This window comes from Rhizobium sp. BK176 (assembly GCF_024808055.1).
Window position 1 is genome coordinate 183,228 of record NZ_JANUBV010000005.1, and the last position, 25,274, is coordinate 208,501.

Here is a 25,274-nt window from a genome sequence, read left to right on the forward strand (position 1 = left end):
CCGACGACGTCGGCGACAGCATCGTGACAAATTATCGGGCCGACGGGCGCCGTTTGGGCGAGGCCAGGAGGCCCTCCCGCTGCAATCTCTTCCGGGCGGCTTTGCGCTGTCTGGCGATAGCCTGCGCCCGTTCGCGTACGCGGCGCTCCGATGGTTTCTCGTAGGCTTTGCGTGCCTTCATTTCGCGGAAGAGCCCCCCGCGCTGCATCTTTTTCTTCAATGCGCGCATGGCCTGTTCGACGTTGTTATCTCTGACGATGACCTGCATGTTTTTCTCCTTGTTCTTGAGGGTCGGCATGCCTCTCAGCCAAGCTGTTCGGCAATCAATTCCTGCAATTCACGACGCGTGAGTAGGCAGGGGTAAGGTTTCCAGTTCTCGTCCGGGTGGCGAGCAGCGTCATCGCGCTCGCGCGGACACGCTGCCGGAGCAGCAGGCGTGTTTGGTTTGTTCAATTAAAGTCCTTTGCCGCGTAGGCGGCATTTCGACATGGCGCCCTCGGCTTCCATCACGCGAACGGAGGAAACACAGCAAAATGCGACGCTGTCGCGTCGACCATGTCAGTTAGAGTTTTGGGTGACCGACCTAAGATGGGAACACGGAACGCGCGTTGCAAGGCTTCCGTTCGAAGCGCCGTTTAGGTGCCGGTCGTGTCGAGGGTTTTGGCGAGGTCACCGCAAAACAGACGATGTGAGTTTTGCAGTGACCTCTTGATGACTAGGAAATGTAATCATCCAAGCACATGCTACTCGAAGTGACGGAACATGGAATTTACCAGATACGGTAATCCACATGTACTTTGGGGGCACGGGGGCGGTGCATATGAGCCTTTCGGTGGTATCGTGGGTTTGAATCACGAAAACGTGGCTCGTACCGACCCTATTTCGGATGATGTCTCTATCGCGCTGCCGGTGTCCCAGCAGTGATTCGCCCACGCATTACGATCGTATCCGATTAAATCGCATATTGACATTGTTGCCCCTTCCGTTTATTTACGGCGCATACGAGTTACTGGTGCGCGAATTGAATTCAGCGAAGGGATTTGTCTATGTGGCACGGGAACAGGTTCATGCCCTCGATGGAATCGGGCACTACAATCGCGCAAGCAGATGCCCTGACGGCCGGCAATCATCCGAACGCGTCCCCGGCCTATGGCGAGTTCACGAAGATGCTCGATCCCTCCGTCTACGAAGCGTTGCCCGATGATTGGCTGATCGGCATCACCGATGTGGTCAGTTCGACGTCGGCGATCAAGTCGGGGCGGTACGAAGACGTCAACTACGCTGGTGCGTCGGTGATCGCCGCAGTCGGAAATGCCTGGGGCGACTTCGATTTTCCCTTTGTGTTTCGCGGCGACGGGGCTGCGTTCGCGCTACCGCCGCATGGGATCATGACCGCGATTTCGGCAATGCGGCAGGTCGCAAACTTCGCAAGGAGCAGTCTTGACCTTGCCCTTCGCGTCGGTTTGCTGACTGTCGGCGAAATCCGTTCGAACGGGCATGATGTGCGCATCGCACGGTATGCCGCCTCTGAAAGTGCAACTTACGCGATGTTTGCCGGCGGTGGTCTCAAGTGGGCCGAGCGGCAAATCAAGAGGGGGCGGTACCTGGTGAAGCCGGGCAGCTACACGACGGAGCCTGATCTGACCGGGCTGACCTGTGATTGGAAGCCGTTTCCCAGCCAGCGAGGCGAGATCCTGTCGCTGTTGGTCGAACCATATGAACATACCAGTCCTGAGGCCTTTGCGTCGCTGGCCGGTTGCGTGCTTTCCGTTCTGGAGGCCGGCGCGCAGCACGCCCAACCTTTGTCCCGGGATACAGCCGTTCCCAGGGACGGTACTAGGTCTTTGGATATCGAAGGCTGGTCAGCGGTTGCTTCAAACTCGGACTTTCGCAAGTACGACGATGGCCTGCGTCTTACGCTCGACTGCACGCCGGAGCAGATCGAAACTGTCGAAGCCATGCTCGTTGCCGCAAAGGCGCGTGGCGAGATTAACTTCGGACTGCACCGCCAGTCTCACGCGTTGATGACCTGCTTCGTGCCTTCCGGGCGCCCCGAGTCGCACTTGCACTTCCTGGATGGCATGGGCGGCGGGTATGCCAAGGCAGCCGAGATGATGGAGGCAGAACTGCTTCCCTTGGTGTCATCGCGGTAGGACGAGGGCTCCTGTCGCAACGGGCGTCGGTCCAAAGGCCGGCGCTTTTTATCGCGCGAACATTTGCGCAAAGGGGAGTTGAGCGCCGAAACAGGCGCTCAATTGCATTGAAATCAGCGCTTCGTGGCGTTGTCCTGCGTTCTCTTCAGCAGGTTGTTGCGTAGACGCACGACGGATTTCTGAACGACGGGAAAATCCTCCCCGAGGCCCGTGGCTTCGACGAGTGGTGCGCCGGGATCAGCCGCGACGAGATCGCGTCCAGCCGGCGTCAGGCTCAGGCGCACTTGCCGCTCGTCAGCGGAATCACGTTTGCGCTGGATATAGCCGAGAGTTTCAAGTTTCTTCAGCATCGGGGTCAGCGTGTTTGACTCCAGGAACAGCTTTTCGCCGAGCGCTCCCACGGTCTGGTCGTCCTGCTCGGAAAGCGCCACCATCGCGATGTACTGCGTATAGGTCAGATTCAGCTTATCCAGAATCGGCTTGTAGGCGCGCCCGAAGGCAAGGTTTGCCGAATACACGGCGAAGCAAAGGAAGTTCGAGAGCTTCTTGTCGTTGCTCTCGGTCTCGCCGGAGGAGGGCATCCCAGTCTCTAGGGTTTTTGCGGTTTTGGACGTGGACATAAGGATATCCTGTTCGATTGTTTGTTCTATATATAAATCGCATCCGATTAAATCGCAATGCTATTGATATCGACTTTCTGCTTAACTATTTCAATCGCATCCGATCTAGGCGGATGCGATCAAAAGAGTAAAGCGAAGGATTTTGTGATGACTGAGAAGCTTCTTTTTTCCGGCAAGACTCACAACAAGGGCGGTCGCGACGGTTTCACCCGCAGCGGCGATGGCGAGCTGAATCTTCAGCTTTCGCAGCCGCATCCGGCCGCCGAGCATCTCTTTGGTGCAGCATGGTCGGCCTGCTTCATTGGCGCGATCGAGCTCGCGGCGTCACAGAGGAAGATCAAGCTGCCCGTCGATCCTGAGATCGATACGGAAATCGATCTGAACGTCGACGGAGGTTCCTTCTTTCTGCGGGCGCGCCTCAATGTGAGCGTGCCAGGCATCGAGCGCGGTGTCGCAGAGGAGCTGATGCATGCAGCGCACGAGATCTGCCCGTACTCCAAGGCAACCCGCGGCAACATCGACGTGTCGCTGACCCTCGTCTGAGCGAGGCTCGTAGCGACGCCGATATCAAGGCATCGCCGATCTTAACCATCGTGCATGGAAGCGCCCGGCCTTTGCGAAGAATGCGCCAGGCACCCGAATGAACCTGAACACTTAGGAGGACGTCATGTCAGCTCTATTATCATCGGTCACTCGACGGAGCCTGCTCGCTTCTGCGGCGGTTGCGGGTGCAGTCAGTCTCTTGCCGGCTTCGTTCGTTGCTGCGGCCGGCAACGGCAACGCAATCCGGCCCTTCCAGTTCAAGGCAACCGACGCGCAGCTCGCAGACCTGCGCCAGCGCATCAACGCCACCCGATGGCCGGAACAGGAAACCGTCAACGACAGTTCACAGGGCGTCCAGTACGCAACGACGCGAAAGCTGGCGGAATACTGGGCAAACGACTACGACTGGCGCAAGGTCGAGGCCCGGCTGAACGCCCTGCCGCAGTTCATGACCACGATCGACGGGCTGGATATTCACTTCATCCATGTTCGCTCCAAGCACGAAGACGCTTTGCCCCTGATCGTCACACATGGCTGGCCCGGCTCGATCATCGAGCAGTTGAAGATCATCGAACCGCTAACCGACCCGACGGCGCACGGCGGCCAGGCCTCGGACGCGTTCCACTTGGTCATCCCGTCGCTGCCCGGTCACGGCTTCTCGGGCAAGCCGACGAAGACGGGTTGGGACCCCATTCGCATTGCGCATGCCTGGATCGAGCTGATGGATCGGCTTGGATACACGCGCTATGTCGCCCAGGGCGGTGATTGGGGCGATGCCGTTTCGGAACAGATGGCGGTGATTGCACCGCCGCAATTGATCGGCATTCACGTGAATATGCCGGCCACCGTTCCCGATGACGTTGCCGCGGCATTGCAGCTCGGCGGCAAACCGCCGGCAGGTCTCTCGGCGGATGAACAGCACGCCTACGCGCAGCTCGACGATTTCTACAAGCATGGCCTTGGCTATGCGCTCGAAATGGCGAACCGCCCGCAGACGCTTTATGGAATCGCGGATTCGCCTGTTGGTCTCGCCGCATGGATGCTCGATCACGATATCCGCAGTTACGAAATGATCGCCCGTGTCTTCGACGGGAAAGCGGAAGGCCTGACGCGAGACGACATCCTCGACAACGTCACGCTCTACTGGTTGACGAATACCGCCGTCTCGTCGGCGCGACTCTATTGGGAAAACAAGCTCGCCTTCTTCGCAGTCAAGAATCTCCAGATACCGGTCGCTGTCAGCGTCTTCCCGGACGAGATCTATGCGGCTCCGCGCAGCTGGGTGGAGCGGGCCTATCCCAAGCTCATCCACTTCAACAAGCTCGACAAGGGCGGTCATTTTGCCGCCTGGGAACAGCCAGAGGCCTTCTCCGAGGAGGTTAGGACCGCCTTCCGGACGTTGCGGTCATAGCCACACCCGGATGGCGTCATCCGTCCTCTCGTAACATTAAACTGTGTTCCGGAAATCGCCGGAACACCCAGGAGACCAAGATGCGTGATGTCGTCGATTTTGGATTCGATCTTACTCCTCCAACGCGAGACCAGATGCAGGAGCTTGTGGCGGAGCTCAGCGAGGAGGACCGCCATTTGCTGCTCGAGCATGGGGAGGAGGCGCCGTTCTGTGGGGTGTTTCTGCATGAGCACCGCGAAGGGCTTTATACGTGTCGCCTTTGCGGCCTTCCCCTGTTCAAGGCCGTCGAGAAATTCGAGAGTGGCACCGGCTGGCCGAGTTTCACCGCCCCTGTCGAAAGCGATCATCTGCGGCGTATTCGCGACACGCGCTACGGCATCGTCAGGACCGAGATCGTTTGCGCACGGTGCGGTGCGCATCAGGGGCACGTCTTCCCGGATGGCCCGCCTCCGACGGGCGAGCGTTTCTGCATCAATTCAGGATCGCTCGAATTCACACCGAAGGGCGAGCCGCTTCCTGACAAGCTTGGCCGCGGCGGTCCAGAAGGCAAACCTGCGCGGTAGTTGATTGCCACCACGGCGGTAGCGGTAAGCCGCTACCGCCCCCAGACCACCGCTTCCTCATGCCGTTTGATGAGGTGGCGCAGGCTTTCGAAGCCTGAGCGGATATGTTGCACGAATTGGTCGACTGCTGGTGACCGCACCGAATCCGCACGCGTGAGGATTGCCAGCGCCCTCTCCGGATGCGGGATCGTCAACGGTAGGGCGGTGATGGATTTTTCCTTGCGCAATGCGAAGACGACGCTGTGTGGCATCACAGTGAGCGCGTCCGCCGCCTTGAGATAGTTGAGCACACTCATCAATGAACCGCCGGAATAGCGGACCTTGATCTCGGTTCCCCCAAAGGAAAGCAGCAGGGCTCTGAGATCGGCCAGGAGGGGGCTGCCGGGCGGCGGAGCGACCCAGGGATAATCGAGAAGCTGACTGGGTTGCAGGCGGCGCTTGAGCAAGAGGGGATGTGTGACGCGGCAGGCGATCACATTGCGCCCCGGCAGGATCTGTTGGAACTCCAGGCCGGATCCTTCGTCGAGAATGTCGATCGGGCAGATGGCAAGATCGATCTGGTCGGCCTTCAGTGCGGCACGGAGATCCGGAAAGTAGCCGTAGGTTTGATCGATCCGAACATCAGGGCGAGTAACCTGAAACTCGGCGCAGAGCCCGGCGATCAGCGCATCCATGAAGAAGGGCGTGCCTCCGACGCGCACGACGCCGCTTTTGCCGACGCGAAAGCTTTCCACGAGGTCGGACGCCTTGCGAGACGCCGCCAGCATTACCAGCCCTTGCTCCGACAGCGAGAGGCAAAGGGGTGTCGGCTGCAGCGGCCTGCGGCCTTTGATGAACAGTGGTTCGCCGAGACGCATTTCAAGCATCGACAGCGTGCGTGATACAGCCGGTTGCGCGAGCCCGAGAAGGGCTGCTCCCTCGGTCACGCCACCGGTCTTGACCACGGCGGCAAGCTGGATCAAGTGTCGTTCGTCTATCTTCATAACGATCCGTTATATTAAAGCTGAATCAAATCATCAATCGGCCGCTGCAGGACTGCTAGCTTATTCTCACCAACGATGCGGTTTTGGGAGAGACGCATGCCGACGGCAGCCGATGCGCTTATTTTCAGTGAGGCGACGTCTTCGGACGTGTTTGCCGAGCGCATGCCTTCGGGAAAAGGTGGCCAGCTGCCACGTCTCATGGCTGCGATCGTCAAGCACGCTCATGAACTGATCAAGGAATTCCGACCCACCCAGGACGAGTGGCGCAACGTCATCGCGTTTCTGACGGAAGTCGGGCATGCCTCCGATGAACGCCGTCAGGAATGGGTGCTGCTCGCCGATCTGATCGGAGCCTCCGCTCTCGTGGAGGAGATCAATTCGAGACGACCGAAGGGCGCCACGCCCAACACGATCCGAGGCCCGTTCTTTCGTAGCGATGTGCCGGAGCGCCCGCTGGGGAGTTCGATTTCGCTCGATGGGGTGGGAGAGCCGCTTTGCATCTCTGCCCGGATCGTCGATCTCGATGGACAGCCCGTTCCCTCGGTCGAACTTATTACCTGGCAGGCCAATGCCCAGGGTCTCTACGAGAACCAGCAGCCGGACCTGCAGCCTGAGCATAACCTGCGTGGCCTTTTCCGTGCCGATGCCAATGGATGCGTCAACTACCGGACGGTCATGCCGAAGGGGTACAGCGTTCCGGACGATGGCCCTGTCGGGCATTTGTTGGCGGCGGCGGGCTATCCCCTGCATCGGCCAGCGCACCTTCATTTTGTCGTGCGGGCGGCAGGGTTCGAGACGATCACCACGCATGTCTACGATCGCAATGATCCGCATCTCCATGAGGATGCGCTGTTTGGCGTCAAGCCTGAGCTCGTCCGCGACTTTCGCCCGGCCAACGGAGATGTGTCGCAGATGAAGCAGGTCGATTTCACCTTCGTGATGGTGCGCGCAAGACCGGAGAAAACACGATGAGCCTGTCATTCCACTATGCTGGCAGCCCGGCCCACATCGTCTTCGGCGAAGGCGCGAGCCAAGAGGTGGGAAGCTGGATCGAGAAGATTGGCTGCCGGAGGGCACTAGTCCTCTCCACGCCGCAACAGAAGGGCGATGCCGAGGCGCTGGCCGCAAGGATCGGGCCGCTGGCCGTCGGCGTGTTCAGCGGTGCGGTGATGCATACGCCTGTCGATGTAACCGAAACGGCCATGAGAGTGGTTGAGGAAAGCCGCGCCGACTGCGTCGTGTCGCTCGGCGGCGGCTCGACGACAGGCCTGGGAAAGGCCATCGCCTACCGCACCGACCTGCCGCAGGTTGTCATTCCAACGACCTACGCAGGGTCAGAGGTCACCCCGATCCTTGGTCAGACCGAGGGCGGTCGCAAGACGACAGTGAAGGGGGCGAAGATCCTGCCTGAGGTGGTGATCTACGATGCCACGCTGACAACCGGCCTACCGGTCGGTATGTCGATGACCTCCGGTCTGAACGCCATGGCCCATGCCGTCGAAGCGCTCTACGCGCAGGACCGCAACCCGATCTCGACGCTCATGGCCGTCGAAGGCTTGCGTGCCTTCCGGTCAGCACTTCCGAAGATCGCGACGGTGCCAAACGATATCGAGGCACGCGCGGAGGGGCTCTATGGCGCCTGGCTTTGCGGCACGGTCCTCGGCACGGTCGGCATGGCGCTGCACCACAAGATTTGCCACACGCTTGGCGGCACCTTCGACACGCCGCATGCGGAAACGCATGCGATCATGCTGCCGCATACCGCGGGCTTCAATGGCGTTGCACTGCCGGAGCTTCTTCAGCCTGTCGCGGAGATTTTCGGCGGCTCGGTCGGTGGGGGGCTCTGGGATTTCGCAAAGTCGATCGGCGCGCCGCTGGCTCTCCGTGATCTCGGCCTGACCGAGGCCGATCTCGACAAGGCAAGCCAGATCGCTGTCGAGAATCCTTATTGGAATCCGCGACCGATTGATCGGTCGTCGATCCGCGCGCTGCTGCAGCAGGCCTGGGAGGGCCGCAGGCCGGAGAACTGACATTACACAAGGGGGAATGGGAGGAGAATGAAATGACAACCAGACGCGATTTCCTGAAACAGACGGCGGCCACCGGCGTACTCGCCGCCACGTCCGGGCTGGCCTTGCCTGCGCTTGCGCAGAAGAGCTCCATCAAGCTCGGCTACGTCAGCCCGCAAACGGGGCCGCTCGCCGCGTTCGGCGAGGCCGACAAGTTCGTCATCGAGAACTTTCTCGCGACGACAAAGAAGATGGGTCTCGACTATCAGGTTGTCGTCAAGGATAGCCAGTCCAATCCCAATCGCGCCGCCGAGGTGACCAAGGAGCTGATCGTCACCGACGAGGTGAACCTGGTGCTCGTTTCCTCGACGCCGGAGACGACCAATCCGGTGTCGACCACCTGTGAAGCGGAAGAAATGCCGTGCATTTCGACGGTGGCACCGTGGCAGCCATGGTTCATTGGCCAGCAGGCCAATCCCGGCGACCCGAATTCCTGGAAACCGTTCAACTTCGCCTATCACTTCTTCTGGGGACTCGAGGATATCATTGCCGTCTTCACCGGCATGTGGGGCCAGGTCGAGACCAACAAGAAGGTCGGTGGGCTCTTCCCCAACGATGGCGATGGCAATGCCTGGGGGGACAAGGTCGTCGGCTTCCCGCCGGTACTCGAAAAGCTTGGCTATACGCTGACCGATCCCGGCCGTTTCCAGAACCTTTCGGACGATTTTTCCGCGCAGATCAACGCCTTCAAGCAGGCGAACGCCGAGATCGTTACCGGCGTCGTCATCCCGCCAGACCTTACAACCTTCTGGAACCAGGCGAAGCAGCAGGGCTTCAAGCCGAAGGTCGCCTCGGTCGGCAAGGCACTGCTTTTCCCGCAAACAGTGGAATCGCTCGGCGATGCCGGCCACAATCTTTCGACCGAAGTGTGGTGGACGCCAAGCCATCCCTTCAAGTCGTCGTTGACGGGCGAGACCGCAGCGCAGGTCGCCGACGCCTTCACCAAGGCGACGGGCCGTCCCTGGACGCAGCCGATCGGCTTTGCCCACGCCCTGTTCGAGCTCGCGGTCGATGTCATGAAGCGCGCCGACGAACCCGGCGACGGCGAGGCGGTTGCCAAGGTCATCGGCGAAACGAAGCTCGATACGCTCGTTGGGCCGGTCGCCTGGGGCAACGACAAGCTGCCGCCGTTCGCCCAGAAGAACGTTGCGAAGACACCGCTCGTCGGAGGCCAGTGGCGACTGAAGCAGGGTGGCAAGGGTTATGATCTGATCATTGTCGAGAACGCTACCGCCCCGAACATTCCGACTGGCGGAAAGATGGAGCCGATCGCCTGAGCGCATCGGCGCTTGCGGATCGAGGGAGCCGTGGAGGCGGCTCCCTAATGGGAGAGAGATGGATGCCAATACTGGAACTGGAAGGTGTCTCGAAGAAGTTTGGCGCGTTGACGGTCGCCGAGCAGATTTCCTTTGCCGTGGAGGAAGGGGAGGCGCTTGGAATCATCGGCCCCAACGGCGCCGGAAAGTCGACCCTCTTCAACCTGATCACCGGGAATATTGCGGCAGACAAAGGGACAATCCGTTTCATAGGCTCCGACGTAACCAAGACCCCGCCGATGGCACGGTGCTTTGCGGGTATGGGCCGCACGTTCCAGATCCCGCAACCCTTCGATCAGCTGACCGTGTTCGAGAATCTGCTGGTGGCAGGGTCCTTCGGCGCGCAAAAACGGGAAGGGGAGGTCACGGATCGCTGCGCGGAAATCCTCATCGACACTGGCCTGATCGACAAGGCCAATGCCACGGCTGGAAGCCTGACGCTGCTGCAGCGTAAGCGGCTGGAACTCGCCCGCGCGATGGCAACCAATCCGAAACTCTTGCTGCTCGACGAGATCGCTGGCGGACTGACGGAGGGCGAATGCCGGGCGCTGGTCGCCACCATCCGTGGCCTGCATAACAAAGGCATTGCGGTGATCTGGATCGAGCATGTCCTGCATGCGCTGAACGCCGTGGTCGGACGCCTGCTCGTGTTGCATTTCGGCCGAGTGATCGGCATCGGAAAACCAGACGAGATCATGAATTCGATGGAAGTGCGTGAAATCTACCTAGGGATCGAGGTCTGATGGCTCTGCTTGAAACCCACGCCCTGACGGCTTCCTACGGCGATTTCCAGGCGCTGTTCGGCGTCGAAATCGGCCTTGATGAGGGCGAAACGCTGGCAATCATCGGCGCAAACGGCGCCGGCAAGACTACGCTCATGCGCTCGCTTTCCGGCGTCCTGAAGAACGAGCCGGACTCCATCCGTTATCGCGGAGAAGCGATCGGCGCCCTCGGAGCTCCCGACGTTATGGCACGCGGGATCGCCATGGTACCCGAAGGCCGGCGTTTGTTTCCGTCCTTGACCGTCGAGGAGAACCTGCTGGTCGGGACCTACGGCCGCAAGACCTCAGGTCCCTGGACGCTCGACAGCATTTATGCACTGTTCCCGATCCTCAAGGAGCGACGGCGCAGCCCCGCAACCGCGCTCTCCGGCGGCCAGCAGCAGATGGTGGCGATCGGCAGGGCATTGATGTCCAATCCGGATGTACTGCTTTGCGATGAGATCAGCCTCGGATTGGCGCCGGTCGTGGTGCGCGACATCTACGCCGCCTTTCCACGGATCCGCGAAACCGGCGCGGCCATCATCATCGTCGAGCAGGATATCGCCCAGGCGCTCAAGGTGTCCAATCGGGTCTATTGCATGATGGAGGGTCGCATCACGCTCTCCGGCAAGCCATGCGACCTCGATCAAGAGGCTATTCACAAGGCTTACTTCGGAGCGGATGGTCATGAACTGGCTTGATACGATAGCACAGGGCATCCTGCTCGGTGGGCTCTATGCGCTTTTTGCGGCGGGGCTCAGCCTCGTCTTCGGCATCATGCGGCTGGTCAATCTGGCTCATGGCGACCTGATTGTCTTCGCGGCCTTTCTGATCCTGCTGCTTGTTTCCCTGCTGGGGCTTCATCCTTTTGTTGCCGCGCTGGTTGCGGTGCCTCTCATGTTCGCGGCCGGTTGGGTGCTGCAATACCACCTGCTCAACCGCACGCTCGGAAAGGATATCCTGCCGCCGCTGCTGGTGACGTTCGGTCTTTCCATCGTGATCCAGAACGGCTTGTTGGAAGGATTTACGGCTGACAGCCGGCGGATTTCGGCCGGCACGCTCGAGACTGCCTCCGTTTCACTAGGGCCGATCAATGTCGGTGTCATGCCGCTGCTCACCTTTGGCTCGGCGGTCCTCGCCATCGTTGCGCTGAACCAACTGATCTACCGGACCTCCGTCGGCCGGGCCTTTCGTGCCACATCCGACGACGTCACCACGGCGGGCCTGATGGGCATCCGGCCGCAACGGATTTTCGCCATGGCGACCGGTCTTGCCATGGTGGTGGTGACGATTGCTGCACTCTTCCTGGGAACGCGCGCCAATTTTGATCCCACGTCCGGACCGGCGCGGCTGATCTACGCCTTCGAGGCCGTGATCATCGGTGGCTTGGGTTCCCTCTGGGGGACGCTCGCCGGCGGTATCATCCTTGGTGTCGCGCAGACGATCGGTGCTGCCGTCAATCCGGAATGGCAGATTCTCGCCGGGCATCTCGCCTTTCTTCTCGTCCTCCTCTTCAAGCCGCGCGGCCTCTTCCCGCGCGCAGTGGATTGAGCGTCATGGAACAGTTGCTCGCACCAACCTTCAAAGTCGAGACCCGCACCGGCGCCTCGGTGGCATTCGCGGTTATCGCCACAGTGGTCGTGATCCTCGCCTTTCTTGCGCCACTGCTGGTGTCGCGGGGCGCTGTTCAGGATCTGTTCTTCATCCTTACGATGCTCGTGTTGGCACAATGCTGGAATCTGCTTGCCGGATATGCTGGTCTGATTTCGGTCGGCCAGCAGCTCTTCGTCGGATGCGGCGCTTACGCGATGTTTGCGCTGGTCAGCCTGCTCGGGCTCGACCCGGTGGCGGCGGTCATCGTCGCCGGGTTCTTCGCGGCAATCGTTGCGGCACCGACGGCCTTCTTCACCTTTCGCCTCTACGGTCCCTATTTTGCCATTGGCACATGGGTCATCGCCGAGGTGGGGCGTCTGCTCTTTGCGCAATGGAAGGCGCTTGGCGGCGGCACCGGCACCTCGCTCCCCCGTGATGCGACGCGCGAGATGATCGGCATCGATTTGTTGAAATCCTTGTTCCGCATGAAGTCGGCGGAGGCCGGCGATGCGCTGACCTACTGGCTTGCGCTGGTGCTCGCGTTGCTGACGATTGGAGCCATCTACTGGCTGCTGCGCTCACGACATGGGCTGGGCCTTGCCGCAGTTCGCGACAATGAGCAAGCGGCCCGAGCCGTTGGCGTCGATGCCCGTCGGATGAAGACCATGGTTTACCTGACGGCGGCATTTCTGACCGGCTGCTGTGGAGCGCTGATCTATGTCCAGAAGCAGCGCATCTCCCCGGACGCCGCCTTCTCGGTGATCGACTGGACCGCCTACGTGATCTTTATCGTCGTCATCGGCGGCATCGGCACAGTCGAAGGCCCGATCGTCGGCGTCATCGTCTTTTTCCTGCTGCAAAACCTGCTTGCCGGCTATGGCTCCTGGTATCTCCTGATCCTCGGCCTGGTTGCGATCGTCACGATGCTGCTCGCCCCGCGCGGGTTGTGGGGGCTGTTCTCCGATCGCACCGGCATCCAGCTGTTTCCGGTTCGCCGCATCCTCAAAGGCGGACCTCTCGGACACAAGAAGATAGGAGGGCCAAATGGCTGATATCACAACGGACGTACTCATCATCGGAACGGGCCCGGCAGGCTCGGCAACCGCGGCGCTGCTGTCGACCTACGGCGTCGAGAACATGGTGATCAATCGCTATCGCTGGCTTGCGACCACGCCGCGCGCCCACATCACCAATCAGCGTACGATGGAGGTTCTGCGCGACCTCGGTCGGGACGTCGAGGATGAAGCCTACATGTTTGCCGCAGAGCAGGACCTGATGGGCGAGAACGTCTTCTGCACCTCGCTGACCGGTGAGGAAATCGGCCGCATGAAGAGCTGGGGTAAGCATCCGCTGTCTCGTGCCGAGCATCAGCTCTCTTCGCCGAGCCTGATGAACGATCTGCCGCAAACCTTCATGGAGCCGCTGCTCTTCAAGACCGCCTGCTCGCGCGGCACGCAGGCGCGCATGTCGTGCGAATATATCAGCCATGAGCAGGATGCCGATGGTGTCACGACCACCTGTCTTGATCGGCTGACCGGTAAGGAATTTACCGTCCGATCCAAGTTCCTGGTTGGCGCCGATGGCGGCAATTCGAAGGTGGCGGAACATGCGGGCCTTGCCTTCGAAGGCAAGATGGGCGTCGGCGGCTCGATGAACATATTGTTCGAGGCTGATCTGTCGCGCCATGTCGCGCATCGGCCCTCCGTGCTCTATTGGGTGCTGCAGCCGGGCGCTGATGTCGGCGGCATCGGCATGGGGCTCGTGCGCATGGTGCGGCCGTGGAACGAATGGCTGATTGTCTGGGGTTACGACATCAACCAGCCGGCGCCTGAGGTGACCGAGGATTTCGCCATCAAGGTTGTGCGCGAACTCGTCGGCGATCAGGAGCTTCAGCCAAAGATCAAGTCGGTGTCGACCTGGACCGTCAACAACATGTACGCGACGACGATGTCGAACGGACGCGTTTTCTGCATGGGCGACGCGACGCATCGCCACCCCCCGTCGAACGGGCTGGGCTCCAATACGTCAATTCAGGATGCCTTCAACCTCGCATGGAAGCTGTCGATGGTCCTGAAGGGACAGGCCGGGTCGGGACTGCTTGATAGCTACAATGCCGAACGTGCGCCTGTCGCCAAGCAGATCGTGACGCGGGCGAACAAGTCGATTGAAGAGTTCGGCCCAATCTTCAAGGCGCTTGGCCTATTGGACTCGGTCGATCCCGTTAAGATGCAAGAGAATATGGATGCGCGCTGCCAGGACACGCCAGACGCGGAAAAGCAGCGTAAGGCGATCCGCGATGCGATTGCCTACAAGGTCTATGAATTCGATGCGCATGGCGTCGAGATGAACCAGCGCTACAAGTCGGCCGGCATTGTAGCGGACGGCCGACCCGAACCCGCCTTTGCGAAGGATCCGGAGCTGCACTATCAGCCAACAACATGGCCCGGCGCTCGATTGCCGCACGCCTGGTTGTTCAATCAGAGCGGCGAGAAAGCTTCGACCCTCGATCTGGCCGGCCATGGCACCTTCACCATTCTGACCGGCATTGGCGGCGACGGCTGGGCTGCGGCCGCTAAGGCGCTCGCGAAGGAGTTCAACATCCGGATCACCACGCACGTCATCGGGCCGCGCCAGCAATGGCAGGACCTTGTTGGCGATTGGGCCAACGCGCGAGAGGTGCGAGATTCCGGCGCCATTCTGGTACGTCCCGACCACCACGTCGCCTGGCGCGCGGACGAGATGGTTTCCAATCCGGAAGCCGAATTGCGCCGCGTCCTGAAATCCATTCTTGATAAGTGAGAGCAACATGGAAGCGCATGAAAAGGGCTTCTTCACGGAAGAAGATTCGGTCGCCGTCGTGACCGGCCGCAACAAGAACGCCAAGGACGAACGCCTGAAACAGGTGATGGAGGTCATCACCCGAAAACTCCACGAAGCAGTGAAGGAGATCGAGCCGACGCAGGACGAGTGGATGCAAGCCATTCTCTTCCTCACGCGCACCGGGCAGATGTGCAACGAGTGGCGGCAGGAATTCATCCTGCTTTCCGACACGCTCGGGGTGTCGATGCTGGTCGATGCGATCAACAACCGCAAACCGTCGGGTGCCTCGGAAAGCACGGTACTCGGCCCGTTTCATGTTGCCGACGCACCGGAACTGCCGATGGGTGCGAACATCTGCCTCGACCAGAAGGGCGAGGACATGGTCATCGAAGGCAGGATACTGGATACCGATGGACGGCCGATCGCCAACGCGGTCCTTGATGTATGGCAGGCCAACGACGAGGGCTTCTACGATGTCCAGCAGAAGGGCATTCAGCCGGATTTCAATCTGCGCGGCGTGTTCCGGACCGGGCCGGACGGGCACTATTGGTTCCGGGCGGTGAAGCCAAAATACTATCCGATCCCCTACGATGGTCCGGTGGGGCAGATGCTGAAGGCGCTAGGGCGCCACCCCAATCGACCCGCGCATCTGCACTACATCATCAAGGCAGACGGCTTCGAAACACTGATCACGCACATCTTCGATCCCGACGATCCCTACATCGACTCCGATGCGGTGTTTGGCGTTAAGGAAAGCCTGCTCGCCGAATTTCGCCGAACAACCGATGCCGAACGCTCGAAACAGTATCAGTTTGCCGGCGACTTCTGGGAGGTGAAGCACGACTTCGTGCTTGCTCGGGCGAAGCGATGAGGTGATCAGCCAGACGACTGTGCGGCGACGTTAACCGATCATCAACGCTGCCGCACGAGTCCGGTACCTTTTGTCTGTAGATGGCGTGTGGGTCGCCCCGACGCGATTGCGCTGCGCCACAGTCCGTCTATCTTGGCGCGGAGCGTTCCAGTGTAGCGCAACCGGGTAGGGATCATGAAAGCCGCGTTCCGTGTAACCTTGTTGACTTTCGCAGCCTTGCTACCGGTTGTGGCAGGTGCCGCGGACGGCTGGAATCCCGATGGCAGGGGTACGAGCACTTGGCACGTGGAGCCATCAGAGGGCACCTGTAACGTCAGTCAAGCGACCAACAGGGCCCGACGCGCCGGCATCTACCGCACGGATCTCGTCTATCGCGACGAGAATGTTCTGACGCTGCGAGGGCTGACAGGGTGGGGTGATCGCCGCGAGATCACTTTCGCCAATGTGCGCGGGTGCCCCGAGGTCGGATTTCAAGATCTTCAGCAGAGTCAGCCGGCGCGTTGACTGAGAGGGCCTACCGGTGCGGGCAAACGTCAAGCTGCAAGATTTTGCGGTGGTCGAAGGAGGAGGCCAAACGAACCCGCCGCCGGTATCCGACAGCGGGTCTCGCTTTTCAAGACTTTGCAGCTCGCTGTTTTCGATACTGCGCGGTCGGCAGTCCACCCCAGCCCCAATTGTCGAGATCGACTTCCTCGATGACTACATAGGTCGATTCAAGAGGCTTGTTGAGGACGTCGAGCAATACCTGGCTGACGCCCTTGATGATCGCGGCCTTTTCCTCGGCGGTGACCGAAGTGCGGTCGGGCGTCGTTCCTTCGCGGGTCACTTGTACGGTAACAATGGGCATTGCAGTCTCCTTTCTGGAGGTTGAACTTGAGGGTGGCTATGCTGCGAGCAGGGCGCCGATCTCCTGCTCCAATGTGTCGACATGGGCATATCCGTTGCCAATCCGGTGCAGTTTGCCTTGGTCAGAAAGAAACAAAGTCGGAAAACTCGATACTCCCATAGATCGTGCCCTGACGAAATCGGAAGCAGTAGCATCGATCGTGCTCTTGGCTTGCCACACCGTGAGGAACTCGTCCTGTGTGATGGGATAACCGGCAGCGCTCAGAGCCTCGGCACCGACTTGCGCGAGGACCGCACCATCGGTCGTATCGAGGGCATCGACGTAGAATGCGCGCTGGATGGCGCGGAAGACCGGCAATAGATCGGCTTCCGGCTTGAGAATACGCGCCGCCACGACCGCCCGGCAAACGGGCTCGGTGTCATAGACGAAGCCCTGACGGGCCATCAATCCGTCCCGATTGAACGGCAGGCCGCTCGCCTGTTCCACCCTTGCCCAGTGTTCCAAGCGAAAACGCTTGCCGGCATCATCAAGCACGTCGGTCGCACCGGCGCGCAAGCCTCCGACGACGATCTCAAGCGACATGTCGGGATGACGCTCCTGCAGGGCCGTCATTTCCTTTCCGAAGCCGTAGCACCAAGAGCACATTGGATCGGCGACCAACACCAGTTTCATTTTTCACCTATTGAGCTTTGTCTCGACGGCGACTGCGGCCGTCCGGGCTCGCAGTCGCGGGATAAAATTGGTCCGGTCGAGCCGGGCCGCCCGGTCTACCAGCGACCGGCGTTCTGGCCGCCATCGACGTGGAGGATCTCGCCAGTAACGAAGCTCGCACCCTCGAGATAAAGGACGGCATCGACGATATCGCGAATCTCGCCCATCCGGCCTACCGGATGCAGCGTGGAGAGTGCTGCATGCGTTTCCTGCGGATGCATCGGCGTCTTGATGATGCCCGGCGAGACTGCGTTAACGCGAACGCCGCTCTTTGCGTATTCGATAGCCAGCGACTGGGTAACGGCGTTCAACCCTCCCTTCGTCAGAGAGGCGAGGGCGGCCGGGACCCCTGCGATAGGCTGGTTCACTAGGCTCGTCGTGATGCTGACGATATGACCGGAGCCCTGCTTCAGCATTTCGGTCGCCGCGCGCTGCGTGATGTGGAAGAAACCGGCGACGTTGACGCCCATGTTGTGGTTGTAGTCGTCTTCGGTGAATTCAGTGAACGGCTTGGCAAGAAAGACACCGGCATTGTTCACCAATGTGTCGATGCGACCGAAACGCTCGCGTGCTTCGCGGACGACGCGTTCGGCAGTTTCCGGTTTGCTGATATCCCCGGGTACGGCGATGATGCCGGTGTCGGAGCTAGGCTCGATCGAGCGTGAGGTGGCGACGACGCGGTAGTTGCGGTCGCGGTAGGCTCGAACCAATGCTGCGCCGATGCCTTGTGATGCGCCGGTGATAATGGCGACCTTCTGTTCCGTGCTCATGATGGGATCCTTTCAAGTGCAGCGGCCTTTCAGTTGCTGGCCGCCCTACGCCCTCGGCGTTGGTGCATTTGATTTAGATCCATCCGATCATTGAGAGAATTGACGTTGATTGATCAACAATCAACCGTATTTCGGCACAATCAGGCGAGCATACCAGCCGCTGTTGCCATGCGCGCGAACTCGGAACGCAGCCGCGGCGTTGCGAAGTCCACAAAGGCGCGGACCTTGGGCACGGACATGCGGCCTTGTGGTGCGAGCAGATGCACAGGCAAGGGCGGGTGTTCCGCGTCCGCGAGCACGATCTTCAGCTGACCGTCGCGCACGTAGGATGCGACATGGTAGGAATAGAGTCTCGTCAGGCCGCCGCCTGCAGCCGCCGATGCCGCGGCAGCGCGAACGCTGTTGAAGATACAGCGCGGCGTGAAATGCACGACCCTGGGGATGGTGGTCCCCTTCGCCGGTATGAAACTCCAGGAATCCAGCCCGAAGTTGCTGAACGCGATGATCTGATGTTTTGCCACGTCGCCCGGCTCGTCGATGCGCGGATGAGCTGCCAGATAGCGGGGGGAGGCGACCACGACGCGTCGCACATCGCCACCGAGACGGGTGGAGACGTGCGAAGAGTCCGACAGGTGGCCGATACGCACCGCGAGGTCGACGCCCTCATCGACCAGGTTGACGAAGCGATCCAGCATGAGAAAGCGGACAGAGACGGTCGGGTGAAGGTTGAGGAAGTCGTCCAGTATAGGGCGCAGGACCTCTTCGCCGAGGATCGGTGGTGCGGAGATGGTCAGAGTTCCGCGCGGAGCCGCGCGCTCGCCGCCCGCCAGCATGTCGGCTTCTTCAAGATCGACCAGTACGCGCCGGCAGGCTGCTGCATAGCGTTGGCCCGCCTCGCTCAGCTTCAGCGTTCGAGTGGTCCGATGCAGCAACTCGACACCAACATGCGCCTCCAAAAAGCTTAGCGCCCGGCTGACCGCTGTTGGCGATCGCTTCAGATTGCGGGCGGCGCCGGCGAGGCTGCCCTCGTCAATTGCCGTCACAAACACCTTCATTGCGTCGATGCGATCCATTGTGCCGCCTCGCGGAATAGTGATTGCCCGGCGGCGAGTATTCACCCGAAATTGGACGGAAGTAAATATCGGGGATGAAACCAGGAAAGCCTGAGCCAGTGCGCTATCTGTGGATGGGCCCGGCGGTGGTTCGAAGGATCGGGTTTTCAGGGGGCAAAGCCTTGCAACGCGCCATGCTCACGTTCGGGCAAAGTGAGATGCCAGCCACGTCTTATGGTTGCTCAACAAAGGGAAACTGACGATGAAGATCCTGATGGTTTTGACTTCGCATGATAAGCTCGGAAACACCGGCAAGCCGACCGGCTTCTGGCTGGAGGAATTTGCCGCACCCTACTACGTGTTCAAGGATGCCGGCGCCGAGGTAACCCTTGCATCTCCGAAAGGCGGGCAGCCTCCCATCGATCCGAAGAGTGACGAACCAGCCAATCAGACAGAGGCGATGGCGCGCTTCAAGGGCGATCCAGCGGCGCAAAGGGCGCTTGCAAACACGGTGCGGCTCAGCGGGGTCAAGACAGATGGTTTCGATACAGTCTTCTATCCCGGCGGACACGGCCCGATGTGGGATCTCGCCAATGACGAGGACTCGATTGCCCTTATCGAAAGCTTCTACACTGCAGGCAAGCCGATCGCCTTGGTCTGCCACGCACCCGGGGTTCTGAAAAAGGTAACCTACCAGGGGCAGCCGTTGGTCAAGGGCAAGCGTGTCACCGGTTTTGCAAACAGCGAGGAAGAGGCTGTCCATCTCACCGAAGTCGTGCCCTTTCTCGTCGAAGATGAATTGAAGCGTCTGGGCGGGCATTACGAGAAGGCCGCCGATTGGGTCGATTTTACGATTGTCGATGGGCGGCTGATCACGGGGCAGAACCCGGCTTCATCAGGCTCGGCCGCGAAGAAACTGCTGAAGCTCCTGAACTCCTGAACCGCCCGGCCGCTTGCATTCTGATACAAATCGGGCGGAAAGCGACACAACGGAGATACTTCGGGCTGGTCCCTTGCAGCCACCATCAACGACCAATGCGTAAGCATCGGTCAACTGCAGGGGATGACTATGCTGCTGTTCCTTATTGCCTACCTTGCAGGGGCCCTGACGATCGTCAGCCCCTGCATCCTTCCGGTCCTACCCTTCGTTCTGTCGCGGGCAGGCCAGCCCTTTGCGAGAAGCATCCTGCCGATGCTGGTCGGCATGATCGTGACTTTCGCGGGCGTGGCAACGCTTGCTGCCGTCGGCGGCAGCTGGGCGGTGCACGCCAACGAAATCGGTCGATATGCCGCCATCGCGCTGATCGCCGGCTTCGGCGTGACGCTGCTCTCGCCGCGCATCGCGGCAGTCGTGACGCGGCCAGCCGTCGCCCTTGGCAGCCGCCTGTCGCAGCAGGCGAGCGGCAAGGGTGGCGTCAGCACCTCCTTCCTTCTCGGCGTTGCAACGGGCCTTCTCTGGGCGCCCTGCGCCGGCCCGATCCTTGGACTGGTCCTGACCGGTGCCGCCCTCCAGGGGGCGAACGTTCAGACAACGCTCTTGCTGACCGCTTACGCGGCAGGTGCCGCGACCTCGCTGGCGATGGCTGTTCTTGCCGGGGAGAAGGTGTTTGCGGCGATGAAGCGATCGCTCGGCGTTGGCGAGCGTCTGCGCCAGGGTCTTGGTATAGCCGTGCTGGCCGGCGTTACCGCCATTGCCCTTGGGCTTGATACCGGACTGCTGTCGCGTCTCTCCTATGCCAGCAGTGCCGGCATCGAACAGTCGCTGCTGGACAAACTGCATGGTTCGAGCGGTGTTGCAGAGCCGGGCGGCAATGCCATGCAACTTGCCGCGAACGATGCGCGGAAGGGATACCAGAGCGATTTGCCCGTCCTCGGACGCCTGCAGTCGCTCGACGGTGCCGTAGAATGGTTGAATTCCAAGCCGCTCACCGCGGAAGAATTGCGCGGCAAGGTCGTTCTCGTCGACTTCTGGACCTACTCCTGCATCAACTGCATTCGGACAATCCCCTACGTTCGGGCCTGGGCGGAGAAGTATCGGGACCAGGGACTGGTCGTGATCGGGGTCCATTCGCCCGAGTTCGCCTTCGAGAAGCGGATCGACAATGTCCGTCAGGCAATCGACAAGTTCCAGATCGGCTACCCTGTCGCGATCGACAACAACTTCAAGATCTGGAGGTCGTTCGCCAACAACTACTGGCCGGCCCACTACTTCATCGACGCGAAGGGCCAGATCAGGCACACCCAGTTCGGTGAAGGAGACTACGAGCAGTCCGAACGGGTCATCCAGGATCTGCTGGCCGAAGCAGCAGGTAGCAAGAAGGCAGATGCGGCCACCGTCGCGCCTGACGCCAAGGGTGCCGAGGCGGCGCCCGACCTTGCCCGACTGCAGTCGGGAGAATCCTACATCGGCTATCTCCGAGCTGCCAACTTCATCTCGCCGGAAGGAGTCAAGGCAGATGCCGCTCGCGACTACACCGTCGGTGAGCCGGGCCTCAACGAATGGGGGCTTACCGGAAAGTGGACCGTCGGCGGAGAGCAGGCCTCACTCGATCAGGCTGGCGGCGGCATCACATATCGGTTCAGTGCCCGAGATCTCCATCTGGTCCTCGGACCCGGGGCGGACGGCAAGAAGGTCCGCTTTCAGGTGAAGGTCGATGGGGCCGCACCGGGAGCCGATCATGGCTCGGATATCGATGCAGACGGCAATGGCACGGTTTCCGAAACGCGGCTCTACCAGCTGGTGCGCCAGTCGGGAGAGGTGCGGGAGCGGACGTTCGAGATCCATTTCCTCGATCCCGGTGTCGAAGCCTTCGTATTCACCTTCGGATGAAAGGATAAGATCATGAAACATCGAGAAAAAACTCGTTCGTCGTTGCTTGGCTCCATCGGAAAGCTAGGCATTGTGACCCTTGCCGTGATCGGAGGCGGCGGTCTTGTGCTCAAGCTAAGTGGCGGAGCGGCAGCGGAAGAGGCCAGGCGCGTTCCTCCGGTCCTCCACGATGTCGCCGCGACCCCAGCTACACAATCGCTGGTCCTTGCCGGCGGGTGCTTCTGGGGTGTCCAAGGCGCTTTCCAACATGTCGCCGGGGTTGTCAGCGCGACGGCAGGCTACGCAGGCGGGAGTGCCGCGACAGCCACCTACGAGATGACCGAGACCGGGCAGACCGGTCATGCGGAAGCAGTGGAGATCGTCTTCAATCCGCAGCAGGTCAGCTACGGTCAGTTGCTGCAGATCTTCTTCTCCGTGGTTCACGATCCGACACAGGTCGACCAGCAAGGTCCCGACGCCGGAAAGCAGTACCGCTCGGCAATCTTTCCGCTGAACGACGAACAGGAGAAGGTCGCCTCCGACTACATCGCTCAGCTCCGCGGCGAGGGTGCTTTTGTTCGCCCGATCGCGACCTCGATCGAGGTCGGGAAGACGTTCTATCGTGCCGAGGCCTATCATCAGGACTATGTCTACAACAATCCCAACCAGCCCTATGTGTACGTCTATGAGCAGCCAAAGATTGAGGCGCTGAAGCGGCTTTTCCCGGAAGAGTATCGGGAGCGTCCCGTTCTTGCCGCAGAACAGGCGGGCTGATTTTGCCGCGGCAATGTCGCGGGATATTTCTCCCGCGACATTGCGGCCTGGACCGGCCGCGACCAGGCCGCACCTACACAACGATACAGTTCTTCGGGGATTCGAACACATGCGGGATACGCGCGGTCGTCACGCTCGAGTTCTCGCCGGAAGATCAGAATTTTCCGGGAGTTGGCCCAGATGGGTCAAGCAATTGAGGAGAAAGCAATGCGCCTTCTAGTCACTTCCTTCGCCATGCTTGCGCTGGCAGCCGTACCATGCGCCTGGGACAGCGCTCCAGGCGAGCCGCCTCCGATTGCAGCGCTCTTCTCGCTACTGTCGCCTTCAGCCGATGCGGGCGCAAAGCAATTCGCGCAGAGCGCGGATACTGTCTTGGCCAAGGCGACGCCCGAAAGCTTGAACGACCGAGGAGATCGGCAATGAAATTGTTCGAGGACAAGATCTCGTCGGCGGCGTCGCGCGTCAGGATCGCGCTGGCGGTGAAGGGGCTCGACGTTGAGCGCGAGACAATCGGCATCCTTGGTGCCGATGCCGTCAATCGGAAGCCCGAATATCTGCAGGTCAATCCGCAGGGACTCGTTCCCGCCCTGCTGACCGACGAGGGCGTGCTGCTGACACAGTCCCTGGCAATCATCGAATATCTGGACGAACGCTACCCAGAGCCACCGCTGCTGCCGGGCAGGCTTGAGGATCGCGCCTTTGCGCGGGCCGTCGCCTTGGCGATCGCCGCCGACATCCATCCACTTCTTCCGCCCCGGGTGACCGCGCACTTGAGTGCGATTGGCGTTGGGTCGGCGGATGTCGCGGACTGGAGCCGCCACTGGATCGGCGTCGGCTTGACGGCGGTCGAAGAACTTCTTCGGCGGAGACCAACCGGCAAATACGCGGTTGGCGATATTCCAACGGTGGCCGATATCTGCCTGTTCCCGCAAGCCGTGAACGCTGAGAGGAACAGCCTCTCCCTCGATCAATGGCCGCGCATAGCGACTATTGTCGCCAGCCTTCGCGAGATCCCGGCCTTTGTCGACAACGGCCCCGTGCCGCGAACATGAGCATTCGCCGAATTTAAACGTCCCTCGCAAGTCGCTCACTGATAGATTCAACAGGAGGAATCTAAATGCTTGATAAAGCAAAACAGTATCCAAAAATCGGATCGCAGACGATTTTCGTCAACGAGTTGACCAACGGCATTCTGGACCCAGCGGCACCGATGCTCGGGCCGGTCGCCGATGGCGGCACGATCATTGCCAACACCGCTCCCGGGTGCTGGGGTCCGATGATCACGCCGGAAATTCGCGGAGGACATGAGGTGACGCGCCCGGTCGCGGTGGCAGGTGCGGAGGTAGGTGACGCGATTGCCATCCGCATCCGCTCGATTGTCGTGACCTCGTCGGCCACGGCATCCGGCAACGACGAGCCAATGGTGGGCCGGTTCAACGGCGATCCGTTCTGTGCGGCCGTGTGCCCCGGTTGCGGAGTGGAGTGGCCGCGCACGCGTGTCGAAGGCATCGGGCCGACGGCGATCCGTTGCGAAGCATGTGGGGCGGATGCGTCACCGTTTACCTTTACCAATGGCTATACGATCGCGTTCGACGACGAGCGACAGGTCGGTCTGACGGTGGGCAAGGCCGAGGCGGAAGCCTTCGCGGAAGATGCCGATCGCCTGATGGCGCTACCGGATGCGTCCATCCAGCATCCTATCCTGACTTTCGCGCCGGCTGATCTCATTGGTATCGCCACGCGCTTGCGGCCTTTTCTCGGGCAGTTGGGGACCACGCCGTCGAAGGCCATGCCGGACTCGCACAATGCCGGCGATTTCGGCGCGTTCCTGGATCATGCGCCCCACATCTACGCGCTGACCGCAGAGGAGATCGCCGAGCACAAGACGGACGGCCACCTCGACGTGAACACGGTCCGCGAAGGAGCCGTTCTGATCTGCCCGGTCAAGGTTCCCGGTGGTGGCATCTATCTGGGCGATATGCACGCGCTGCAGGGAGACGGCGAGATCGCTGGTCATACGTGTGACGTGGCTGGAACGGTCACCCTTGAGGTGCATGTCATCAAGGGGCTCGACATCGATGGGCCCATCCTTTTTCCGGTTCTCGATGACGTGCCGTTTCTGGCGCGCCCGCTCGACGAAGCCGAGCGGACAAGGGTCCAGGCGCTTGCCCGCAAGCACGGGGTGCGAAAGGTCGAGGACGATGCGCCCGTCTGCTTCATCGGCACCGGTCCAAACCTGAACGATGCCACCACGAATGGCCTTGAACGGGCCGCCGAACTCCTGGGGATCACCGTCCCCGAAGTGATGAACCGTGCCACATTGGCCGGCGCCATCGAAATCGGCCGTCACCCCGGCGTGGCCAGGGTGACGTTCCGGGCACCGCTCAACTTGCTGGACGCCAAGGGTATCGGCGCGTTCGCGCGGGGTGTTTACAACATTCCGTCCGCCAGTGCCTGAAGTCATCCGCTGACAAAATGCGCCGGCAATGCCGGTCGCAGCGATATTTGAGGTCGGGTCATGTCGTTGGCCCGGCCAATCTTGTTTCAGCAAGCCTGGGTTGTCGCGAACTGCTCACGAAAGTGCGCGAATGTATACCAATGTATCGCT

27 protein-coding genes are annotated in these 25,274 nt (G+C 60.8%); 20 read left to right on the top strand and 7 right to left on the bottom strand.

Translation table 11 applies throughout. The features are described 5' to 3' along the window. Positions 1-31: 31 nt before the first annotated feature. Complete coding sequence (gene rpsU / locus FHT76_RS18145; protein ID WP_259185759.1) at positions 32-268, bottom strand: 30S ribosomal protein S21; 237 nt, start codon at positions 266-268, stop codon at positions 32-34. 799 nt (positions 269-1,067) lie between these two features. Between rpsU and FHT76_RS18150 the strand changes: the two genes are divergently transcribed. Further along, the gene (locus tag FHT76_RS18150; RefSeq protein ID WP_183861702.1) at positions 1,068-2,153 is read left to right on the top strand and encodes a DUF3095 family protein; all 1,086 of its coding nucleotides are present in this window, start codon (positions 1,068-1,070) and stop codon (positions 2,151-2,153) included. 113 nt (positions 2,154-2,266) lie between these two features. Here FHT76_RS18150 and FHT76_RS18155 read toward each other — a convergent pair whose 3' ends face one another. Next, complete coding sequence (locus FHT76_RS18155; protein ID WP_183861700.1) at positions 2,267-2,773, bottom strand: MarR family winged helix-turn-helix transcriptional regulator; 507 nt, start codon at positions 2,771-2,773, stop codon at positions 2,267-2,269. Between the two features lie 147 nt (positions 2,774-2,920). On the opposite strand from FHT76_RS18155, the gene FHT76_RS18160 reads away from it, so the two are divergent. The 3 genes from FHT76_RS18160 (at position 2,921) to msrB (ending at position 5,290) form a co-directional block, all read left to right on the top strand. Then, on the top strand, positions 2,921-3,316 hold the full coding sequence (locus FHT76_RS18160; RefSeq protein ID WP_183861698.1) for an Ohr family peroxiredoxin: 396 nt from the start codon (positions 2,921-2,923) through the stop codon (positions 3,314-3,316). Between the two features lie 124 nt (positions 3,317-3,440). Next, positions 3,441-4,727, top strand: coding sequence for an epoxide hydrolase family protein (locus tag FHT76_RS18165; protein WP_183861696.1), 1,287 nt, complete (start codon positions 3,441-3,443; stop codon positions 4,725-4,727). A gap of 80 nt (positions 4,728-4,807) precedes the next feature. Further along, positions 4,808-5,290, top strand: coding sequence for a peptide-methionine (R)-S-oxide reductase MsrB (msrB, locus tag FHT76_RS18170; protein WP_183861694.1), 483 nt, complete (start codon positions 4,808-4,810; stop codon positions 5,288-5,290). Positions 5,291-5,322: 32 nt separating this feature from the next. On the opposite strand, the gene FHT76_RS18175 is transcribed toward msrB, so the two are convergent. Beyond that, a complete protein-coding gene (locus tag FHT76_RS18175) occupies positions 5,323-6,273 on the bottom strand; it encodes a LysR family transcriptional regulator (RefSeq protein WP_183861692.1) in 951 nt (316 codons plus the stop codon). A 96-nt stretch (positions 6,274-6,369) separates the two neighbouring features. On the opposite strand from FHT76_RS18175, the gene FHT76_RS18180 reads away from it, so the two are divergent. The 10 genes from FHT76_RS18180 to FHT76_RS18225 all read left to right on the top strand — a co-directional run bounded on the left by FHT76_RS18180 (position 6,370) and on the right by FHT76_RS18225 (position 16,207). Then, the gene (locus FHT76_RS18180; RefSeq protein WP_183861690.1) at positions 6,370-7,245 is read left to right on the top strand and encodes a dioxygenase; all 876 of its coding nucleotides are present in this window, start codon (positions 6,370-6,372) and stop codon (positions 7,243-7,245) included. Continuing rightward, positions 7,242-8,303 (top strand): maleylacetate reductase, encoded by a 1,062-nt coding sequence (locus FHT76_RS18185; RefSeq protein WP_259127329.1) that lies wholly within the window; start codon positions 7,242-7,244, stop codon positions 8,301-8,303. The genes FHT76_RS18180 and FHT76_RS18185 overlap by 4 nt, the downstream gene beginning before the upstream one ends. A 32-nt stretch (positions 8,304-8,335) precedes the next feature. Next, on the top strand, positions 8,336-9,619 hold the full coding sequence (locus FHT76_RS18190; RefSeq protein ID WP_259127326.1) for an ABC transporter substrate-binding protein: 1,284 nt from the start codon (positions 8,336-8,338) through the stop codon (positions 9,617-9,619). A 62-nt stretch (positions 9,620-9,681) separates the two neighbouring features. Beyond that, positions 9,682-10,401, top strand: coding sequence for an ABC transporter ATP-binding protein (locus FHT76_RS18195; protein WP_183861683.1), 720 nt, complete (start codon positions 9,682-9,684; stop codon positions 10,399-10,401). After that, a complete protein-coding gene (locus FHT76_RS18200; protein ID WP_183861681.1) occupies positions 10,401-11,120 on the top strand; it encodes an ABC transporter ATP-binding protein in 720 nt (239 codons plus the stop codon). The genes FHT76_RS18195 and FHT76_RS18200 overlap by 1 nt, the downstream gene beginning before the upstream one ends. Beyond that, positions 11,107-11,970 (top strand): branched-chain amino acid ABC transporter permease, encoded by an 864-nt coding sequence (locus FHT76_RS18205; RefSeq protein ID WP_183861680.1) that lies wholly within the window; start codon positions 11,107-11,109, stop codon positions 11,968-11,970. Before FHT76_RS18200 ends, FHT76_RS18205 begins: the two co-directional genes overlap by 14 nt. Positions 11,971-11,975: 5 nt before the next feature. Beyond that, positions 11,976-13,064 carry a branched-chain amino acid ABC transporter permease gene (locus FHT76_RS18210; RefSeq protein ID WP_183861678.1) on the top strand — a complete coding sequence of 363 codons (1,089 nt, stop codon included), beginning with the start codon at positions 11,976-11,978 and terminating at the stop codon, positions 13,062-13,064. Beyond that, a complete protein-coding gene (locus FHT76_RS18215) occupies positions 13,057-14,811 on the top strand; it encodes an FAD-dependent monooxygenase (protein WP_183861676.1) in 1,755 nt (584 codons plus the stop codon). The genes FHT76_RS18210 and FHT76_RS18215 overlap by 8 nt, the downstream gene beginning before the upstream one ends. A gap of 7 nt (positions 14,812-14,818) precedes the next feature. Beyond that, a complete protein-coding gene (locus FHT76_RS18220; protein ID WP_114713614.1) occupies positions 14,819-15,703 on the top strand; it encodes an intradiol ring-cleavage dioxygenase in 885 nt (294 codons plus the stop codon). Positions 15,704-15,877: 174 nt separating this feature from the next. Beyond that, positions 15,878-16,207, top strand: a complete 330-nt coding sequence (locus tag FHT76_RS18225) for a hypothetical protein (RefSeq protein WP_183861673.1) — start codon at positions 15,878-15,880, stop codon at positions 16,205-16,207. Between the two features lie 109 nt (positions 16,208-16,316). Here FHT76_RS18225 and FHT76_RS18230 read toward each other — a convergent pair whose 3' ends face one another. The 4 genes from FHT76_RS18230 to FHT76_RS18245 all read right to left on the bottom strand — a co-directional run bounded on the left by FHT76_RS18230 (position 16,317) and on the right by FHT76_RS18245 (position 19,104). Next, positions 16,317-16,550 (bottom strand): 4-oxalocrotonate tautomerase family protein, encoded by a 234-nt coding sequence (locus tag FHT76_RS18230; RefSeq protein WP_183755517.1) that lies wholly within the window; start codon positions 16,548-16,550, stop codon positions 16,317-16,319. A gap of 36 nt (positions 16,551-16,586) precedes the next feature. Then, positions 16,587-17,222 (bottom strand): DsbA family protein, encoded by a 636-nt coding sequence (locus tag FHT76_RS18235; RefSeq protein WP_183861671.1) that lies wholly within the window; start codon positions 17,220-17,222, stop codon positions 16,587-16,589. 95 nt (positions 17,223-17,317) lie between these two features. Next, positions 17,318-18,031 (bottom strand): SDR family NAD(P)-dependent oxidoreductase, encoded by a 714-nt coding sequence (locus tag FHT76_RS18240; RefSeq protein ID WP_259127307.1) that lies wholly within the window; start codon positions 18,029-18,031, stop codon positions 17,318-17,320. Positions 18,032-18,171: 140 nt separating this feature from the next. Further along, positions 18,172-19,104 carry a LysR family transcriptional regulator gene (locus FHT76_RS18245; RefSeq protein ID WP_183755519.1) on the bottom strand — a complete coding sequence of 311 codons (933 nt, stop codon included), beginning with the start codon at positions 19,102-19,104 and terminating at the stop codon, positions 18,172-18,174. A 241-nt stretch (positions 19,105-19,345) separates the two neighbouring features. Between FHT76_RS18245 and FHT76_RS18250 the strand changes: the two genes are divergently transcribed. The 6 genes from FHT76_RS18250 to FHT76_RS18275 all read left to right on the top strand — a co-directional run bounded on the left by FHT76_RS18250 (position 19,346) and on the right by FHT76_RS18275 (position 25,124). Beyond that, entirely contained in the window at positions 19,346-20,023 is a 678-nt protein-coding gene (locus FHT76_RS18250) for a type 1 glutamine amidotransferase domain-containing protein (protein ID WP_183861667.1), read from the top strand. Between the two features lie 129 nt (positions 20,024-20,152). After that, positions 20,153-21,913: a cytochrome c biogenesis protein DipZ gene (locus FHT76_RS18255; protein ID WP_183861665.1), complete on the top strand. Its 1,761-nt coding sequence runs from the start codon at positions 20,153-20,155 to the stop codon at positions 21,911-21,913. Between the two features lie 12 nt (positions 21,914-21,925). Further along, the gene (msrA, locus tag FHT76_RS18260; RefSeq protein WP_183861663.1) at positions 21,926-22,666 is read left to right on the top strand and encodes a peptide-methionine (S)-S-oxide reductase MsrA; all 741 of its coding nucleotides are present in this window, start codon (positions 21,926-21,928) and stop codon (positions 22,664-22,666) included. Between the two features lie 207 nt (positions 22,667-22,873). Beyond that, positions 22,874-23,089, top strand: coding sequence for a hypothetical protein (locus FHT76_RS18265; RefSeq protein WP_183861661.1), 216 nt, complete (start codon positions 22,874-22,876; stop codon positions 23,087-23,089). Further along, complete coding sequence (maiA, locus tag FHT76_RS18270; protein ID WP_183861659.1) at positions 23,086-23,718, top strand: maleylacetoacetate isomerase; 633 nt, start codon at positions 23,086-23,088, stop codon at positions 23,716-23,718. Before FHT76_RS18265 ends, maiA begins: the two co-directional genes overlap by 4 nt. Before the next feature lie 65 nt (positions 23,719-23,783). Further along, entirely contained in the window at positions 23,784-25,124 is a 1,341-nt protein-coding gene (locus FHT76_RS18275; RefSeq protein ID WP_183861657.1) for an acetamidase/formamidase family protein, read from the top strand. Positions 25,125-25,274: the final 150 nt, after the last annotated feature.

Coding starts and splice junctions, on each gene's coding strand:
- FHT76_RS18175 (WP_183861692.1), bottom strand. CDS start 6,273: ATGAAGATAGACGAACGACACTTGATCCAGCTTGCCGCCGTGGTCAAG.
- FHT76_RS18215 (WP_183861676.1), top strand. CDS start 13,057: ATGGCTGATATCACAACGGACGTACTCATCATCGGAACGGGCCCGGCA.
- rpsU (WP_259185759.1), bottom strand. CDS start 268: ATGCAGGTCATCGTCAGAGATAACAACGTCGAACAGGCCATGCGCGCA.
- FHT76_RS18230 (WP_183755517.1), bottom strand. CDS start 16,550: ATGCCCATTGTTACCGTACAAGTGACCCGCGAAGGAACGACGCCCGAC.
- FHT76_RS18200 (WP_183861681.1), top strand. CDS start 10,401: ATGGCTCTGCTTGAAACCCACGCCCTGACGGCTTCCTACGGCGATTTC.
- FHT76_RS18160 (WP_183861698.1), top strand. CDS start 2,921: ATGACTGAGAAGCTTCTTTTTTCCGGCAAGACTCACAACAAGGGCGGT.
- FHT76_RS18150 (WP_183861702.1), top strand. CDS start 1,068: ATGCCCTCGATGGAATCGGGCACTACAATCGCGCAAGCAGATGCCCTG.
- FHT76_RS18185 (WP_259127329.1), top strand. CDS start 7,242: ATGAGCCTGTCATTCCACTATGCTGGCAGCCCGGCCCACATCGTCTTC.
- FHT76_RS18165 (WP_183861696.1), top strand. CDS start 3,441: ATGTCAGCTCTATTATCATCGGTCACTCGACGGAGCCTGCTCGCTTCT.
- FHT76_RS18245 (WP_183755519.1), bottom strand. CDS start 19,104: ATGGATCGCATCGACGCAATGAAGGTGTTTGTGACGGCAATTGACGAG.
- FHT76_RS18210 (WP_183861678.1), top strand. CDS start 11,976: ATGGAACAGTTGCTCGCACCAACCTTCAAAGTCGAGACCCGCACCGGC.
- FHT76_RS18255 (WP_183861665.1), top strand. CDS start 20,153: ATGCTGCTGTTCCTTATTGCCTACCTTGCAGGGGCCCTGACGATCGTC.
- maiA (WP_183861659.1), top strand. CDS start 23,086: ATGAAATTGTTCGAGGACAAGATCTCGTCGGCGGCGTCGCGCGTCAGG.
- FHT76_RS18265 (WP_183861661.1), top strand. CDS start 22,874: ATGCGCCTTCTAGTCACTTCCTTCGCCATGCTTGCGCTGGCAGCCGTA.
- FHT76_RS18220 (WP_114713614.1), top strand. CDS start 14,819: ATGGAAGCGCATGAAAAGGGCTTCTTCACGGAAGAAGATTCGGTCGCC.
- FHT76_RS18205 (WP_183861680.1), top strand. CDS start 11,107: ATGAACTGGCTTGATACGATAGCACAGGGCATCCTGCTCGGTGGGCTC.
- FHT76_RS18235 (WP_183861671.1), bottom strand. CDS start 17,222: ATGAAACTGGTGTTGGTCGCCGATCCAATGTGCTCTTGGTGCTACGGC.
- FHT76_RS18190 (WP_259127326.1), top strand. CDS start 8,336: ATGACAACCAGACGCGATTTCCTGAAACAGACGGCGGCCACCGGCGTA.
- msrA (WP_183861663.1), top strand. CDS start 21,926: ATGAAACATCGAGAAAAAACTCGTTCGTCGTTGCTTGGCTCCATCGGA.
- FHT76_RS18195 (WP_183861683.1), top strand. CDS start 9,682: ATGCCAATACTGGAACTGGAAGGTGTCTCGAAGAAGTTTGGCGCGTTG.
- FHT76_RS18250 (WP_183861667.1), top strand. CDS start 19,346: ATGAAGATCCTGATGGTTTTGACTTCGCATGATAAGCTCGGAAACACC.
- FHT76_RS18155 (WP_183861700.1), bottom strand. CDS start 2,773: ATGTCCACGTCCAAAACCGCAAAAACCCTAGAGACTGGGATGCCCTCC.
- msrB (WP_183861694.1), top strand. CDS start 4,808: ATGCGTGATGTCGTCGATTTTGGATTCGATCTTACTCCTCCAACGCGA.
- FHT76_RS18240 (WP_259127307.1), bottom strand. CDS start 18,031: ATGAGCACGGAACAGAAGGTCGCCATTATCACCGGCGCATCACAAGGC.
- FHT76_RS18275 (WP_183861657.1), top strand. CDS start 23,784: ATGCTTGATAAAGCAAAACAGTATCCAAAAATCGGATCGCAGACGATT.
- FHT76_RS18225 (WP_183861673.1), top strand. CDS start 15,878: ATGAAAGCCGCGTTCCGTGTAACCTTGTTGACTTTCGCAGCCTTGCTA.
- FHT76_RS18180 (WP_183861690.1), top strand. CDS start 6,370: ATGCCGACGGCAGCCGATGCGCTTATTTTCAGTGAGGCGACGTCTTCG.